This window comes from Streptomyces sp. NPDC059900 (genome assembly GCF_050270335.1).
In the GTDB taxonomy this organism is placed as follows: domain Bacteria; phylum Actinomycetota; class Actinomycetes; order Streptomycetales; family Streptomycetaceae; genus Streptomyces.
In genome coordinates, this window is record NZ_JBNNJZ010000174.1 from 1 (window position 1) to 14,766 (window position 14,766).

A 14,766-nucleotide genomic window follows, 5' to 3' on the forward strand; every position below is an offset into this window, starting at 1 on the left:
GATCTCGAAGGAGGACGTCACCCTGGTGATTGTCGGTCAGCTCGGCCGGGGTGTCCAGAAACGCCGGGGAAACCTGAGGAACTCAGAGAAACCCCGCGAAACCCCGAGAAACCCAGAACGCCCCCGAGACGATCACTTGTGCAGCACGATGGACGGACGTGACCACGGATGGCGTACGGATGAAGACGGATGACCGTCGACGGACGGCAGACAAGGGGGAACCTGCGGTGGAGTTCGAGGTGTGGGCACCGGGGGCCGAGCACGTCGCGCTGCTGTGCGAGGGCGCCGCGTACGCGATGGAGCGCGACGGCGGCCGGGCCGGCTGGTGGACGGCCCAGGCGGACGCCGCCGACGGGGCGCGCTACGGCTTCTCGCTCGACGGCGGCCCCGTGCTGCCCGATCCCCGCTCGCGGCGCCAGCCGGACGGTCCCGACGGGCTCAGCGCCGTCGTCGACCACGACCGGTACGCCTGGCGCACACCCTGGAAGGGGCGCGGGGTGCGGGACGCGGTCCTGTACGAGCTGCACGTCGGGACGTACACACCGGACGGCACGCTCGACTCGGCGGCGGGGCGGCTCGGCCACCTCGCCGAACTCGGCGTCACACACGTGGAGTTGATGCCGCTCTGCCCGTTCCCCGGCCGGCACGGCTGGGGGTACGAGGGCGTGTCCCTGTGGGCCGTGCACGAGCCGTACGGCGGGCCCGAGGCGCTGAAACGGTTCGTCGACGCGGCGCACGCGCACGGCATCGGCGTCGTGCTCGACGTGGTGCACAACCACCTCGGCCCGTCCGGCAACTATCTGCCCGCGTTCGGGCCCTACTTCACGGAGACCCACCACACGCCGTGGGGCGCCGCGGTCAACCTCGACGCGCCCGGCTCGGACGAGGTGCGCGCGTTCCTGCTCGGCAGCGCGCTCGCCTGGCTGCGCGACTACCGCATCGACGGCCTGCGCCTGGACGCCGTGCACGCGCTGTGCGACACGCGCGCGTGCCACTTCCTGGAGGAGCTCTCGGCGGCCGTGGACGACCTGTCCGCCGAGCTCGCCAGGCCGCTCTCGCTCATCGCCGAGTCCGACCTGGGCGATCCGCGGGTCGTCACGCCGCGCGCGCAGGGCGGGCTCGGACTGCACGCGCAGTGGAACGACGACTTCCACCACGCGCTGCACTGCGCGCTCACCGGCGAAGCACAGGGCTACTACGAAGACTTCGCCCGCGCGCCCTTCGCCGCGCTCGCCAAGACGCTGACGGGCGGCTTCTTCCACGACGGCACGTACTCGACCTTCCGCGGGCGCCGGCACGGGCGCCCCGTCGACACCGCCCGGACGCCCGCCTACCGCTTCCTCGGCTATACGCAGACCCACGACCAGATCGGAAACCGCGCACAAGGAGACCGGCTCTCCGCCGCCCTCTCCCCCGGCCTGCTCGCCTGCGCGGCGGCGCTCGCGCTCACCGGGCCGTTCACGCCGATGCTGTTCATGGGCGAGGAGTGGGGCGCCCGCACGCCCTGGCAGTTCTTCACGGACCACACCGACCCCGACCTCGCGGACGCCGTGCGCCGGGGCAGGCGGCGGGAGTTCGCGGCGCACGGATGGGCCGAGGAGGACATCCCCGACCCGCAGGACCCGGCGACCAGGGACCGGTCCTGCCTCGACTGGGCCGAGCCCCTGACCGACCCCCACGCGCGCGTGCTTGCCTGGTACCGCGAGCTGATCGCCCTGCGCCGTACGCGCGGCGACCTCATCGATCCCGATCTGGCGGCGCTGCGGGTCGCCTACGACGAGGAGAAGCGCTGGTTCGCGGTGCGGCGGGGCGATCTGCGGATCGCGGTGAACGCCGGCAAGGAGGCGGTGGACGTCCCGCTGGGCGGCCGGGGCGCACGGGTGCTCGCGGCGTGGGAGCCGGTGACCGCGCCCGGCCCGGACGGGGTGCTGCGGCTGCCCGCCGAGTCGTGCGCGATCCTCGCCACGCCATGAGGCCGCCGGTTGTGATCAGTTCACGATCGCCAGCTCGCGAGGCGTGGAGTTGAGGCGCCGTACGCCGTCGTCGGTGACCGTCACGATGTCCTCGATGCGCACTCCGAAGCGGCCCGGCAGATAGATGCCGGGCTCCACGGAGAAGCACATCCCGGGCACGAGCGGCAGCTCCTCGCCCTCGATCATGTAGGGCGGCTCATGGGTGGTGACGCCTATGCCGTGCCCGGTGCGGTGGATGAAGCGCTCACCGTACCCGGCGTCGGTGATCACCGCCCGTGCCGCCCGGTCGACGTCCTGGCAGGCGGCGCCGGGCCGCACCGCGCGGCAGCCGGCCTCCTGGGCCTCGCGCACGATGTCGTGGACCCGCTGCTCCTCGGCCCCGGGCTCGCCCACGTGCACCGTGCGCGAGGTGTCCGAGCCGTAGCCGTGCAGGAGGCCGCCGAAGTCGAGGACGACCGTGTCGCCGTCCTTGATGACGCGCTCGCCCGCCTCGTGGTGCGGGTTGGCGCCGTTCGGGCCGGAGCCGACGATGGTGAAGTCGACCTGGGAGTGCCCGAACTGCCGCAGCAGGGCGTCGAGATCGGCGGCGACCTCGGTCTCCTTGCGGCCCGCGAAGGGCACCTTCTTGATCTCCTCGTACGTCGCGTCGGCGGCGGCCCCTGCCGCCGCGAGGCGCTCCAGCTCGGCGGCGTCCTTGACGGCACGCAGCATGGGGAGCGCTTCGGTGAGGGACACGTAGGAGGTGTTCGGCAGCTCGTTCTGGAAGCCGAGGAGGTGCATGGCCCAGGAGTTGTCGCTGATCCCGAAGCGTCCGTCGACGTCCAGGAGGGGCGCGGTCGCCGCGTACGGGTCCTTGCCGTCGGTCCAGTCGCGCAGGGTCAGCGCGCTCGCGCCCGCCGCGTGTTCCGCGTCCGGGGCCTCCAGGGTGGGCACCACGAGCACCGGCTCCTGACCGGCCGCGAGCACGAGGACGGTGAGGCGCTCGGTGGCGACCGGCTGGTAGCCGGTGAGCCAGACCAGGTCGGGGCCCGGCGCGACGAGCAGCCCGGCGAGCCCCGCGTCCGCCGCGGTGGCCGCGGCGCGGTCCATGCGGGCCTTGTAGTCGTCGGCGGTGAAGGGCGTGGGGGTGCCGGTCGTGCCGGGCGTGCCGGTCATAGGGGGCCTCCAGGGCTGCTCACTGCTGCGCGTACGGTGCGCTGCCGGTGAGGCCGATCCTGCCCGCAGCGCCGCGCGTGCGCGACCGGGTTACGGAGGCTTTACGGCGGCCCCGGCACCCCCGTCACCCCGCGCCGCACGGCGTCGACCCGGCCGCCGGCTCATGTCGGCTCACGTCACGTAGCCCGGCGTCACCGACAGGGACTGCCGCTGTCCGCCGGCGTGCCGGACGGTCACGGTGAGGTTCTTTCCCGGGTCGGCCGCGGCGACCGCTGCCGCCAGGGCCTTGGCCGAAGCGATGCGGGTCCTGCCGAGGGCGAGCAGTACGTCACCGCGTACGAGACCGGCGCTGTGGCCGGGACCGGGGCTGTGCACGCCGACGAGCAGGGCTCCGGAGCCCCCGGGGGCGTCCACGGCCTCCACACCGAGGGCGGGGCGCGCGGCGGCCCGCCCGGCGGCCTTGCCCGGCTGCTCCCCCTGCTGCTTCTGCGGCGGCCCGGGCCGCGTCCCCGGCGGCGCGGCGGGCCCGGACGCCGTGCCCGGCGCGGACGCACCGCCGGGGGCACCGTCCTGTCCCCCGGCGCCGCCCTGCCCCTTGGCGCCTCCTTGTGCCTGTGCCTGCTTCTGCATGTCGGCGAGCTTGCTCATGCCGATGACGGTGGCGCTGACGGTGCCGAGGCCCACCCCCGAGAGGACGAGGACGACCGAGAAGAGCAGCCCGAAGATCAGGGTGACCAGCCGCCGCCCGCGCCGCCGCACGGCATGCGGACGGTGGCCGGGGCCCGGTACGCGGCCGGTGCCGGGTGTCCGCCCGGCGCCCGGCTTCCGCCCGATGCCGAGCTTCCTGCGGACACCGGGCACGGCACCCCGGCCGAACTTGCCGCCTCCGCCGAATTTGCCGCTCCCGCCGAACTTGCCGCCAGAGCCGTGCTCCTGTCCGGGCATCGGCTTGGGACGCAACGCAGTCTGATCCATGGCTCGCCTCCGGCCACAGCCCTACCCGGCGTGAACCGGCGCGACGATTCACGAACGGGTGAAGTCCGGATGTGCCCCGCCCGCAGGCAGCGCAGCGCCACGGATGGCGTGACCGCGTGAAGACCGCCTCCGGCGTCGAGTTCCGTCAGCCCGTGTGACCTCCCTCGTGGCCGCCGTGCCCCGCGCCGTGGTCGAACTTCAGGGCCTCCTGCGGCATGACCACGAAGGGACGCATCATGCCCATGTCCTCGTGCTCAAGGAGGTGGCAGTGGTACATGAAGCGGCCGTACGCCCCGTCGAACCTGCCCATCACCCGCAGCATCTGGCCGCCGGGGACCAGGAAGACGTCCTTCCAGCCCCGCTCGTTCGGAGCGAGGGGGATCTCCTTCTTCGGGTCGAAGCTGATCGGGGCGAGCGTGCCGCCCACGGTGACGTCGAAGCCCGAAGCGTCGTACGCGTCGCGGCCAAGGAGCTGGAAGTCGGCGAGGTGGATGTGCATGGGGTGGGTCACCGGCGGGTTCACCGCGAGGTTCAGGAAGCTCCATTGTTCGTGGCTGCCCTCGGCGATGGTGAAGCCCAGGCCGTCGTTGAAGGTGCGGGCGGTCCTGCGGTACGTCTTCGTCCTGCCGTCCGCGCCCGTGACCTGGATGACCCCCTCCGTCGGGACCTGGATGCCGCCCGCGTCCCTGACCTCGGTCATCTCCCAGATCTCCGGGTGGCCGCCGCCGCCCTTCGTGGCGGGCGGCGTCAGGACGATCAACCGGTGGCCGTGCTCGACGTCATGGCTCAGCGGGCGGAACGAGCCCGAGAGGATCTCCGGGAGCGAGAAGGGGTCCTCGCACTCGGCGTCCCGCACGCGGAACTCCATGACCTGCGGATAGCGCACGTCGTTCGCCGGGTCGGGCACTCCGGGAGCCTGCGCCCTGCCCTTGTTCACGAGCCGCACCCGCCTGCCCGCGAGCGCGCGGAAGTCGATCAGCAGGTCCATCCGCTCGGCGGGCGCGACGGTGAGGGTGGGCAGCGCCTCGTCGAAGTCGACCGGCACGGGACGCGGCAGCAGGCCGCCGTCGCTGCCGATCTGGTGCATCACGCCCTGCACGGGGTTGTTGTCCTCGTCGACGAGCACGAGGTCGTAGATCCGGGCGTTCGACGCGTTCACCAGGCGGAAGCGGTGCCAGGCCGCGTCCACGTCCGCGTAGGGCCAGATGCGGCCGTTGACCGTGCTGTACGGGCCGGTGAAGGGCAGCGAGACCGGCTTGCCCGTCTCCGGGTTCTTCTCCTGGACGATCACGGTCTTGTGCAGCAGGCGGCCGTTGAGCCGCCCGGCCTCGTCCGTGTCCAGGTTCCGGTCGGCGAGCAGCAGCGGGATCTCCCGCTCCCCGCGGGGGAGACGGAGCGCGTCCTCTTCGTCGTCCCTCACCAGATACGTGCCGTACAGACCCGCCTGGACGTTCCAGCGGGTGATGTTCATGGCGTGGTCGTGATACCACCACTGGACCGCCTGGTGGTCGTTCGGATACTCGGAGAGCTGGGCGTCGCCGAAGCCCACCGCGTTGTCCGCCCAGCCGTCGTTGCCCCCGCCGGTCTGCGCGCCGTGCAGATGCGTGACCGACCAGGCGGGCAGCGCGGCCACGTCCTTGTTCGGCTCGACGCCCGCGCGGCCCGGCAGGGTGGCGGGGCTCGGGTCGGCCCGCGGCACCTCCACGGAGGTGACGGGATACTCGCTGCCCTTCGGGATGCGGTTGGTCCAGGCGATGCGCACGCGCCGCCCGCGCCGCACCTCGATCGTCGGGCCCGGTACGCAGCCGTCATACCCCCACATCAGGGTCGGCGGCAGCTGCGGGTGCAGCCGGATCCAGGCCGGGCGCAGCGCGATCTCGGTCTCCGCGGGCACGTCGGTCCCGTCGCCCGCGGCCACGGAGTCCGGGCGCAGGACCGGCGGCACCGGCAGCGGTGTGACGTACGGCGTGAGCTCCCCCGCTGCCGCCGTCGCGTCCGCGTCGGCCGGTGTCCCCGTCAGACGGTCCGTGATGCGCTCAATGATGTCGGTCAAGTCGAACACCCCCGTGTCGGTCAATGCAGATGCAATGGCCCCTGTCTCGCGGCCGGTTGGGCGGCCCGGTCAATGGCCGCCCCTCTACATCAGAAGACTCGCGGCGCCTCGGCCAAGTTCCACGAATCCCCCATTCCGTTAGAAAGGGATCGGAAACCACATATGGAATCGGGTAGTCCTGTTGTGGGTCTGCCGTCAGTGACCGCTGTTACTTTCGGAGCATGACCGAACGTGCACTCCGTCTGCTGCGACAGGACCCGCGTCTGGCCGAGCTGGCCGCGTTCCCTTTCGCATTCGACCTGTCCCGCGCGGACCACGTCGAAGAGGTCCGCCTCGCGTCCGGCGGCCCGCTCGAACCGATCGCCGGGGACGATTCCGGGGGCACGTATTTCGTCTGCGGCGACGGCTCCGTGCTGTACGCCGACTCCGAGGGGTCCGCCGGGATCATCGGGGACAGCGTGGACGAGGCCCTGGAGATCCTCGTCGGCCTGCCCGGGTGGCAGGACTACACGGGCCTGTCGCCGACCGACGGCGAGGCGCGGATACTGGCCGAGATCGCCGACACGGAGGGCGACTTCCGCGAGGACTGCGTGCCCGACCTCGACGCGCGCCGCGCCGAGCTGCGGACCGCGCTCGGACTTCCCGCGTGCTCCCCCGTACAGCTCGTCGCGCGCCTGCACGCCGCGCTCCTGCGCACCGAACCGGACCACCTCCTCCTCAACGACGCCGAGCACCTGGCGTACAAGCGCCTCGATCCGCACCCGCGCCCGCCCTTGTGGGAGCAGGTGCTCGCCAAGGGCCGCACCGACCTGGCCCTGCTGCGCACGGGCGACCGCACGGTCTGGGACGGCGTGGCGGTGGACCGGGCGCGCAGGGTGGCCGCGCTGCGCGCCGCGCAGTTCGACCGGCGGAACACGGACCGCGCCCTGCTGCGCCACCTCCTCAAGCACGAGGCGGACGCCTCCATGTCGGACGAACTGCGCCTCGCCGTCGTCCTGGTGGGACTGCACTGCCTCGCCGAGGATCTGCCCCTGCTGCGCGAGGTCCACGAGACGACGTACGACACCTGGTGCGGCCTGGCCGGGCTTCCGGAGGAGGCCGGTCAAGTACAGGAGTGGGCGCGCTCGTTCGACGATTCCAACTACGGGGCCGACCCCGACGACGAGCCGGAGTCCACCTGGCTGGAGCTCGCGCGGGAGCAGGGCATGGTGGAAGCGGCCCGCACCTACCTGATCCGCGAACTGGACGACACGGGCCCCGACCCGGCCCAACTGGCGGTGCTGCGCGACGAGTTGGTGCTCATCGGCGACTACACCCAGGCGATCCGCGCCCAGCGTCTGCACAAGTCGCTCCAGAACACCGACCAGGGCCGTGCGGCTGCCGACGCGCGCCTCGCCGAACTGGAGCGCAGGGCCATGGACGCGACAGGTTCCTGACCGCACCGCGAGAGCCGCCGGACGGGTCAACTCACCGCATTGCGCCGCAGCGTCATCGGATACGGTTCAAGATCGATCCCGCGCGCACCACCCGGACCGGATACGGAGACTCCCCATGCACGCCCCGGCAGCCGAGGACGAGTACCACGACGACGTCTTCCCCTGCGCCGAAGCGCCCGCGGACGGCACCCCCTGGCAGGCCCCCGCCGACCTCGAAGAGCACCTGTACGAACTGTGCGAGGCCGACGACGGCTACACCTACCTGCGGGCGATAGCCGTCACCGGCCTGTACCGCCCGGTGTCGGCGGCCGAGGTCGAGCCGGGCGCGAGCGAGCGGCCGGTCCTCACCTTCGACCTCCCCGACGGGCGCCGGATCGCGCAGATGTACACCGCCGGACTACTGCCGAGGCCGCACCCCGAAGTCGTCTACGAGTTCGTCACGCTCGGCACGCTCGCCGCCGAACTCCCCGACGACATCGACCTCCTGGTGGTCAACGCGGCCACGCCCTGCCAGCAGTTCTATCTGACCACCGACGAGGAACGGGACGTCTGGGCCGACCTGCACGCGGACCACTACATGGACGGCCGCCTGCACGACCGCATCGACACCCGTCGCACCGGCGCCCCGCGCTCCCCCGAACTGCTGCACGGCCTGGCCTGCGGCGCGCACCTCTGCTTCGCCAACGGCGACCCCTGGAACACCCTCGACTGGCACGGGGCGGGCTACAACTCCGAGGTCGAGCGCCTGGCGGAGTGGTGGGGCGTACACAGCCGGGAGGACTGGCTCGGCATGCAGGAACGGCTCCTGAACCGTGAAGTCAGCCCGTGGTACTGGGACTTCGTCCTCGGCGCCCGTACGTCACTGATCGAGCGGTCCGGCCCGCGCGTCGACCCGGAGCTGTGGCGCCGGTGCGTGGAGGCGACGATCCGCAACCGCGTGGTCGAGAGCGAAGGCCCCGACGCCCCGCACAAACCGGGCGACGACCCCGAACTCGACGACTTCGTGGCCGCGCTGCGCGGCCTCGTCGGAAAGATCATCCGCTACGAGTCCCGCTTCCGCGCCGACGACCTCCTGCCGCCCGACGGCCATGTCCGCACCGTCGCCGCCTGGGACATCGGGCGTGCCTCGAAGATGGCCCGGTGGGGGCGCGGCGCGCGGTACGCGACGCATGCGGAGCTCGAAGCCGCCGTCGAGGACGCGAGCCGCGCGGCCCGGGCGGCGTACACGTCCTGGGCGGAGTTTTCCGCAGGCTACATACTCGGCCGCTGTCTGCACTTCGACGAGGAGCAGTTCGGCGACTGGTACACGACGGTGCTCCGGGCCCACCGCGAGCTGGTCTCGGACCCGGACAGCCCGTGGCTCACGGTGCCGTTCCAGTGATCCGGTAGCGGCCCGAGGGGCACCCCCGGCCCCTCCGCTCACCTGAGCGCCCCGCATCACAATTAGGTCTCGCTGCCCCTCCAGGGTCTTGTCACCCACCCGTGTAATCGATTCCAATCCTCCGTGTAATCGATTCCACAAGGAGGTGGACCGGCGATGGCGAGCATCAAGGACGTCGCGGCCGAGGCAGGCGTATCCGTCGCCACGGTCTCGCGCGTCCTGAACAGTCACCCCTCGGTGAGCCCGGCGGCCCGCGCCCGCGTCATCGCCGCGATAGAGAGCCTGGGCTACCGCCCGAACGCCGTCGCCCGCTCGCTGCGCACCGACCAGACCCGCACGCTCGGCCTGGTCATCAGCGACGTACTGAACCCGTACTTCACGGCCCTGGCCCGCTCCGTCGAGGAGGCGGCCCGCGCGCTCGGCTACAGCGTGATCATCGGCAACGCCGACGAGCGCCCCGAGCTTCAGGACCACCACGTGCGCACGCTCCTGGACCGGCGGATCGACGGACTCCTGGTCTCCCCCGCGGACGGCGGCACCCCGCTGCTCCTGGACACCGCGCGCGCCGGCACCCCGATGGTGTTCGTGGACCGCTGGATCCCCGGCATGGACGTCCCCGTCGTCCGCGCCGACGGCCGCGAGGCCATCCGTGATCTGGTCGCCCATCTGCACGGCGTCGGCCACCGCAGGCTCGCGATCATCGCGGGGCCCGCGGCCACCACGACCGGCAGCGAGCGCGTCGAGGCCTTCCGCGAGGCGCTCGCCGCGTACGGGATCCCGCTGCCCGACAGCTACATCGGGCAGGGCGACTTCCAGGCCGACAGCGGGCGCCGGGCCACCGAGCGGTTCCTCACGCTGCCCGAGCCGCCCCACGTGATCTTCGCCGCGGACAACCTGATGGCGCTCGGCGCACTCGACGCGATCCGGGCCCGCGGCCTGCGCGTCCCCGACGACATCGCGCTCGCCGCCTTCGACGACATCCCGTGGTTCGTGCACACCGATCCGCCGATCACCGCCATCGCCCAGCCGACCGGCGATCTGGGCCGGGCCGCCGTACAGGCCCTGGTCGACCGGATCGAGGGCAGAGACCCCAGGTCCGTCACCCTGCCCGCACGTCTCGTCGTACGCCGCTCCTGCGGCGAGTCCCCCACCGACCAGAGGAGCACCACGTGAGCAACCCGGACGAGTTGCCGCGCACCACGGAGCACGACGCCCCCGAGCTGCACGACGCGACCGAACTGCTGCGCATCGAAGGCATACGCAAGACCTTCCCCGGCGTCGTCGCGCTCGACTCCGTCGACTTCGACCTGCGCCGCGGCGAGGTGCACGTCCTGCTCGGCGAGAACGGCGCGGGCAAGAGCACCCTCATCAAGATGCTCTCCGGCGCCTACCGCCCCGACAGCGGCCGCATCCTCGTGGACGGCAAGGAAACCCGCATCCACGGCGCGCAGGACGCCGAACGGCTCGGCATCGCCACGATCTACCAGGAGTTCAACCTCGTACCCGACCTCACGGTCGCCGAGAACATCTTCCTCGGCCGGCAGCCGCGCCGCTTCGGGATGATCGACCGCAAGGCCATGGAGTCGGCCGCCGGCGAACTGCTCGACCGGGTCGGCGTGCAGGTGTCGCCGCGCGCCAAGGTGCGCGAACTGGGCATCGCCCGGCTCCAGATGGTGGAGATCGCCAAGGCGCTCAGCCTGAAGGCCCGCGTCCTGATCATGGACGAGCCGACGGCGGTCCTGACGAGCGAGGAGGTCGACAAGCTCTTCGCGATCGTGCGGCAGCTGCGCGCGGACGGCGTCGGCGTCGTCTTCATCACCCACCACCTGGAGGAGATCGCCGCGCTCGGCGACCGCGTGACCGTCCTGCGCGACGGCCGCAGCGTCGACCAGGTGCCCGCGTCGACCGCCGAGGACGAACTCGTACGGCTGATGGTGGGCCGCAGCATCGAGCAGCAGTATCCGCGCGAACGCCGGGCCGCCGAAGAAGCAGCGCCCGCGTTGCTCACCGTCGAGGGCCTGACCAGGGACGGCGTCTTCCACGACGTCAGCTTCGAGGTGCGGGCCGGTGAGGTCGTCGGCCTCGCGGGGCTCGTCGGGGCGGGCAGGACCGAGGTGGCGCGTGCCGTCTTCGGCGCCGATCCCTACGACAAGGGCTCCGTCGACGTACGCGGCGAGCGGCTGCCCCGGCATGACGTGAACGCCGCGATGGGCGCGGGCATCGGCCTCGTACCGGAGGACCGCAAGGGCCAGGGGCTCCTGCTGGACGCCTCCGTGCAGGAGAACCTCGGCCTGGTGACGCTGCGCTCGGCGACGCGCTCCGGGTTCGTGGACCTCAAGGGCCAGCGCGTCGCGGCGGCCCGCATCGCCGAGCAGCTCGGCGTGCGGATGGCCGGGATCGGCCAGCACGTGCGCACGCTCTCCGGCGGCAACCAGCAGAAGGTCGTCATCGGCAAGTGGCTGCTCGCCGACACCAAGGTGCTGATCCTCGACGAGCCGACGCGCGGCATCGACGTGGGCGCGAAGGTCGAGATCTACCAGCTCATCAACGAACTGACGGCCTCCGGGCACGCGGTCCTGATGATCTCCAGCGATCTGCCCGAGGTCCTGGGCATGAGCGACCGCGTGCTCGTCATGGCGCAGGGCCGCATCGCGGGCGAACTCGCGGCGGACGACGCCACGCAGGACGCGGTGATGGCACTCGCCGTCAGCAGTACGGGCAGCAACACGGCAGTCCGGACAGACGAAGCAACCGAAGGGAAGGCCTCCCGTGGCCACTGAAACGCTGAAGAGCAACGCGGGTGGCGCCACCGGTATCCGCCGCGTCCTGCTCGACAACGGCGCGCTGAGCGCCCTGGTCGTCCTGCTGATCGCGATGTCGCTGCTCTCCGGTGACTTCCTCACCACCCAGAACCTGCTCAATGTGGGCGTGCAGGCCGCCGTCACGGCGATCCTCGCGTTCGGCGTCACCTTCGTCATCGTCTCGGCGGGCATCGACCTGTCGGTCGGCTCGGTGGCCGCCCTCTCGGCCACCGTCCTTGCCTGGTCGGCGACTTCACAGGGTCTGCCGGTCTGGCTCGCGGTCATCCTCGCCGTCGGCACCGGCATAGCGTGCGGGTTCGTCAACGGGCTGCTCGTCTCGTACGGCAAACTCCCGCCGTTCATCGCGACGCTTGCGATGCTCTCGGTGGCCCGCGGTCTCTCCCTGGTCATCTCGCAGGGCAGCCCGATCCCGTTCCCCGACTCGGTCTCCAACCTCGGTGACACCATCGGCGGCTGGCTGCCGGTCCCGGTCATCGTGATGATCGTCATGGGTCTGATCACGGCCGTCATCCTGGGCCGTACGTACATCGGCCGCTCCATGTACGCGATCGGCGGCAACGAAGAGGCCGCCCGCCTCTCCGGCCTGCGCGTCAAGCGGCAGAAGCTCGTCATCTACGGCCTCGCGGGCCTCTTCGCCGCCGTCGCGGGCATCGTCCTCGCCTCCCGCCTGGTCTCCGCGCAGCCGCAGGCCGCTCAGGGTTACGAGCTGGACGCCATCGCCGCGGTCGTCATCGGCGGCGCGAGCCTGGCGGGCGGTGTCGGCAAGGCGTCCGGCACGCTGATCGGCGCGCTGATCCTGGCGGTCCTGCGCAACGGCCTCAACCTCCTTTCCGTGTCCGCCTTCTGGCAGCAGGTCGTGATCGGTGTCGTCATCGCGCTCGCCGTTCTGCTGGACACGCTGCGCCGCAAGGCCGGGGCGACTCCCGGAGCCTCCACGGGCGCGGCGGCCGGCGGCGGGAAGAAGGGGCCGCAGATCCTGAAGGTGGGGCTCGCGGCCGTGCTGGTGGCGGCGGTCATCGGTGGCATCTCCTTCTTCAACAAGGATTCGTCCTCCGGCACGACGACGAAGGTCGGCATGTCGCTCTCCACGCTCAACAACCCCTTCTTCGTGCAGATGAAGGAGGGCGCGCAGGCCGAGGCCAAGAAGGCGGGCATCGACCTCACGGTGACGGACGCGCAGAACGACGCGTCGCAGCAGACCAACCAGCTGCAGAACTTCACCGGCGAAGGCATGAAGTCGATCATCGTCAACCCGGTCGACTCCGACGCGGTGGGCCCTGCGGTGCGCGGCGCCAACAAATCGGACATCCCGGTGATCGCCGCCGACCGCGGCGTGAACAAGGCGAAGGCGGCGACGCTCGTCGCCTCCGACAACGTCGCGGGCGGCAAGCTGGCCGCGAAGACCCTCGCGGAGAAGCTGGGCGGCAAGGGCAAGATCGTCACGCTCCAGGGCGTCGCGGGCACGTCGGCGAGCCGCGAGCGCGGCAAGGGCTTCGCCGAGGGCATCAAGGAGTACCCCGGCATCAAGGTCGTCGCCTCCCAGCCCGCGGACTTCGACCGCACCAAGGGCCTGGACGTCATGACGAACCTGATGCAGTCCAACCCCGGCATCGACGGCGTCTTCGCCGAGAACGACGAGATGGCCCTCGGTGCCGCCAAGGCGCTCGGCGGCAAGGCGGGCAAGTCGGTCGCGGTGGTCGGCTTCGACGGAACTCCCGACGGGCTCAAGGCCGTCGAGGGCGGCACGCTCTACGCGTCCGTGGCGCAGCAGCCGAAGGAGCTCGGCAGGATCGCCGTGCAGAACGCGGTGAAGGCGGTACGCGGCAAGGATGTCGAGACGATGGTGAAGGTGCCGGTGAAGGTGGTCACGGAGAAGAACGTGGCCGACTTCTCCTGACCGCCCGTCGTACCTCTCTTTGCCCCGCCGCCGGACGAACACAGGAGCTGGATCCGCAGATGCACGACCACGACCACGACGACACCGCGTACGACCTCCTGGTCGTCGGGTCGGCCAACGCCGACCTGGTGATCGGCGTCGAGCGCCGCCCCGCCCCCGGCGAGACGGTCCTCGGCTCCGACCTCGCCACGCATCCCGGCGGCAAGGGCGCCAACCAGTCGGTCGCGGCGGCCCGCCTGGGCGCCCGCACCGCCCTGCTCGCGCGGGTCGGCGACGACGCGCACGGGCGGCTCCTGCTCGACTCGCAGCGCGCGGCGGGCGCGGACACGGTCGGCGTCCTGGTCGGCGGGGCGCCCACGGGGGTCGCGCTGATCACCGTCGACCCGTCGGGCGACAACAGCATCGTGGTCTCGCCGGGCGCCAACGCCCGGCTCACTCCGGAGGACATCCGCGCGGCGGGCAGCCTGCTCGCCGCGTCCCGGGTGATCTCGACCCAGCTGGAGATTCCCGTCGAGTCGGTCACCGAGCTCGTACGGACGCTGCCGGACGCCGCGCGCTTCGTCCTGAACCCGTCGCCTCCGGCCCCGGTGCCGTCCGAAGTCCTCGCGGCCTGCGACCCGTTGGTGGTGAACGAGCACGAGGCGCGCTACATCCTGGGCGACGAAGCGGCGCCCGGGGACTCCCCCGCGGACTGGGCGCGGGCACTGCTCGACCTCGGCCCCCGCTCGGTGGTGATCACCCTGGGCGCGGACGGGGCACTGACGGCGGACGGCAGCGGCTCCCCGGTCGCCGTGCCGAGCCCGAAGGTGGACGCGGTGGACACGACCGGCGCGGGCGACGCGTTCACGGCTGCCCTGGCCTGGCGCCTGGGCCTGGGCGACGACCTCCCGACGGCGGCAGCGTACGCGGCACGTGTCGGAGCGGCGTCGGTCACCCGGCGGGGTGCGCAGGAGTCGTACCCCACCGCTGCCGAGGTCGGCGTGTCCGACGGGGAGGCGGCCGGCGCGTCCGGCGGGCCCGAGGTGCCGTCCGCATGAAGAAGACCGGCATCCTCAACCGCCATCTGTCCGGCGC

Annotated in this window: 10 protein-coding genes; 7 read left to right on the plus strand and 3 right to left on the minus strand. The window is 71.9% G+C overall.

Annotated elements, in window-relative coordinates; genetic code table 11:
- The first annotated feature begins 227 nt into the window (after positions 1–227).
- Complete coding sequence (gene treZ, locus ACQKIP_RS22495) at positions 228–1,973, plus strand: malto-oligosyltrehalose trehalohydrolase (protein ID WP_365858743.1); 1,746 nt, start codon at positions 228–230, stop codon at positions 1,971–1,973.
- A gap of 15 nt (positions 1,974–1,988) precedes the next feature.
- Here treZ and ACQKIP_RS22500 read toward each other — a convergent pair whose 3' ends face one another.
- The 3 genes from ACQKIP_RS22500 to phsA form a co-directional block, all read right to left on the minus strand.
- The gene (locus ACQKIP_RS22500) at positions 1,989–3,128 is read right to left on the minus strand and encodes an aminopeptidase P family protein (RefSeq protein ID WP_365858606.1); all 1,140 of its coding nucleotides are present in this window, start codon (positions 3,126–3,128) and stop codon (positions 1,989–1,991) included.
- Between the two features lie 171 nt (positions 3,129–3,299).
- Positions 3,300–4,103, minus strand: coding sequence for a PDZ domain-containing protein (locus ACQKIP_RS22505; RefSeq protein WP_365858604.1), 804 nt, complete (start codon positions 4,101–4,103; stop codon positions 3,300–3,302).
- Between the two features lie 145 nt (positions 4,104–4,248).
- Complete coding sequence (gene phsA / locus ACQKIP_RS22510; protein ID WP_365858602.1) at positions 4,249–6,156, minus strand: O-aminophenol oxidase PhsA; 1,908 nt, start codon at positions 6,154–6,156, stop codon at positions 4,249–4,251.
- Between the two features lie 221 nt (positions 6,157–6,377).
- Here phsA and ACQKIP_RS22515 point away from each other — a divergent pair, with 221 nt between their 5' ends.
- From ACQKIP_RS22515 to ACQKIP_RS22540, 6 genes are all read left to right on the plus strand, one after another.
- Positions 6,378–7,592, plus strand: coding sequence for a hypothetical protein (locus ACQKIP_RS22515; protein ID WP_365858600.1), 1,215 nt, complete (start codon positions 6,378–6,380; stop codon positions 7,590–7,592).
- A gap of 115 nt (positions 7,593–7,707) precedes the next feature.
- The gene (locus ACQKIP_RS22520; RefSeq protein ID WP_365858598.1) at positions 7,708–8,973 is read left to right on the plus strand and encodes a DUF1266 domain-containing protein; all 1,266 of its coding nucleotides are present in this window, start codon (positions 7,708–7,710) and stop codon (positions 8,971–8,973) included.
- A gap of 156 nt (positions 8,974–9,129) precedes the next feature.
- Positions 9,130–10,146 (plus strand): LacI family DNA-binding transcriptional regulator, encoded by a 1,017-nt coding sequence (locus ACQKIP_RS22525; RefSeq protein ID WP_365858596.1) that lies wholly within the window; start codon positions 9,130–9,132, stop codon positions 10,144–10,146.
- A gap of 47 nt (positions 10,147–10,193) precedes the next feature.
- Positions 10,194–11,753 (plus strand): sugar ABC transporter ATP-binding protein, encoded by a 1,560-nt coding sequence (locus tag ACQKIP_RS22530; protein WP_365858741.1) that lies wholly within the window; start codon positions 10,194–10,196, stop codon positions 11,751–11,753.
- Entirely contained in the window at positions 11,743–13,692 is a 1,950-nt protein-coding gene (locus ACQKIP_RS22535; RefSeq protein ID WP_365858594.1) for an ABC transporter permease/substrate-binding protein, read from the plus strand. The genes ACQKIP_RS22530 and ACQKIP_RS22535 overlap by 11 nt, the downstream gene beginning before the upstream one ends.
- Before the next feature lie 59 nt (positions 13,693–13,751).
- The gene (locus tag ACQKIP_RS22540) at positions 13,752–14,729 is read left to right on the plus strand and encodes a ribokinase (RefSeq protein WP_365858592.1); all 978 of its coding nucleotides are present in this window, start codon (positions 13,752–13,754) and stop codon (positions 14,727–14,729) included.
- Positions 14,730–14,766 lie beyond the last annotated feature (37 nt).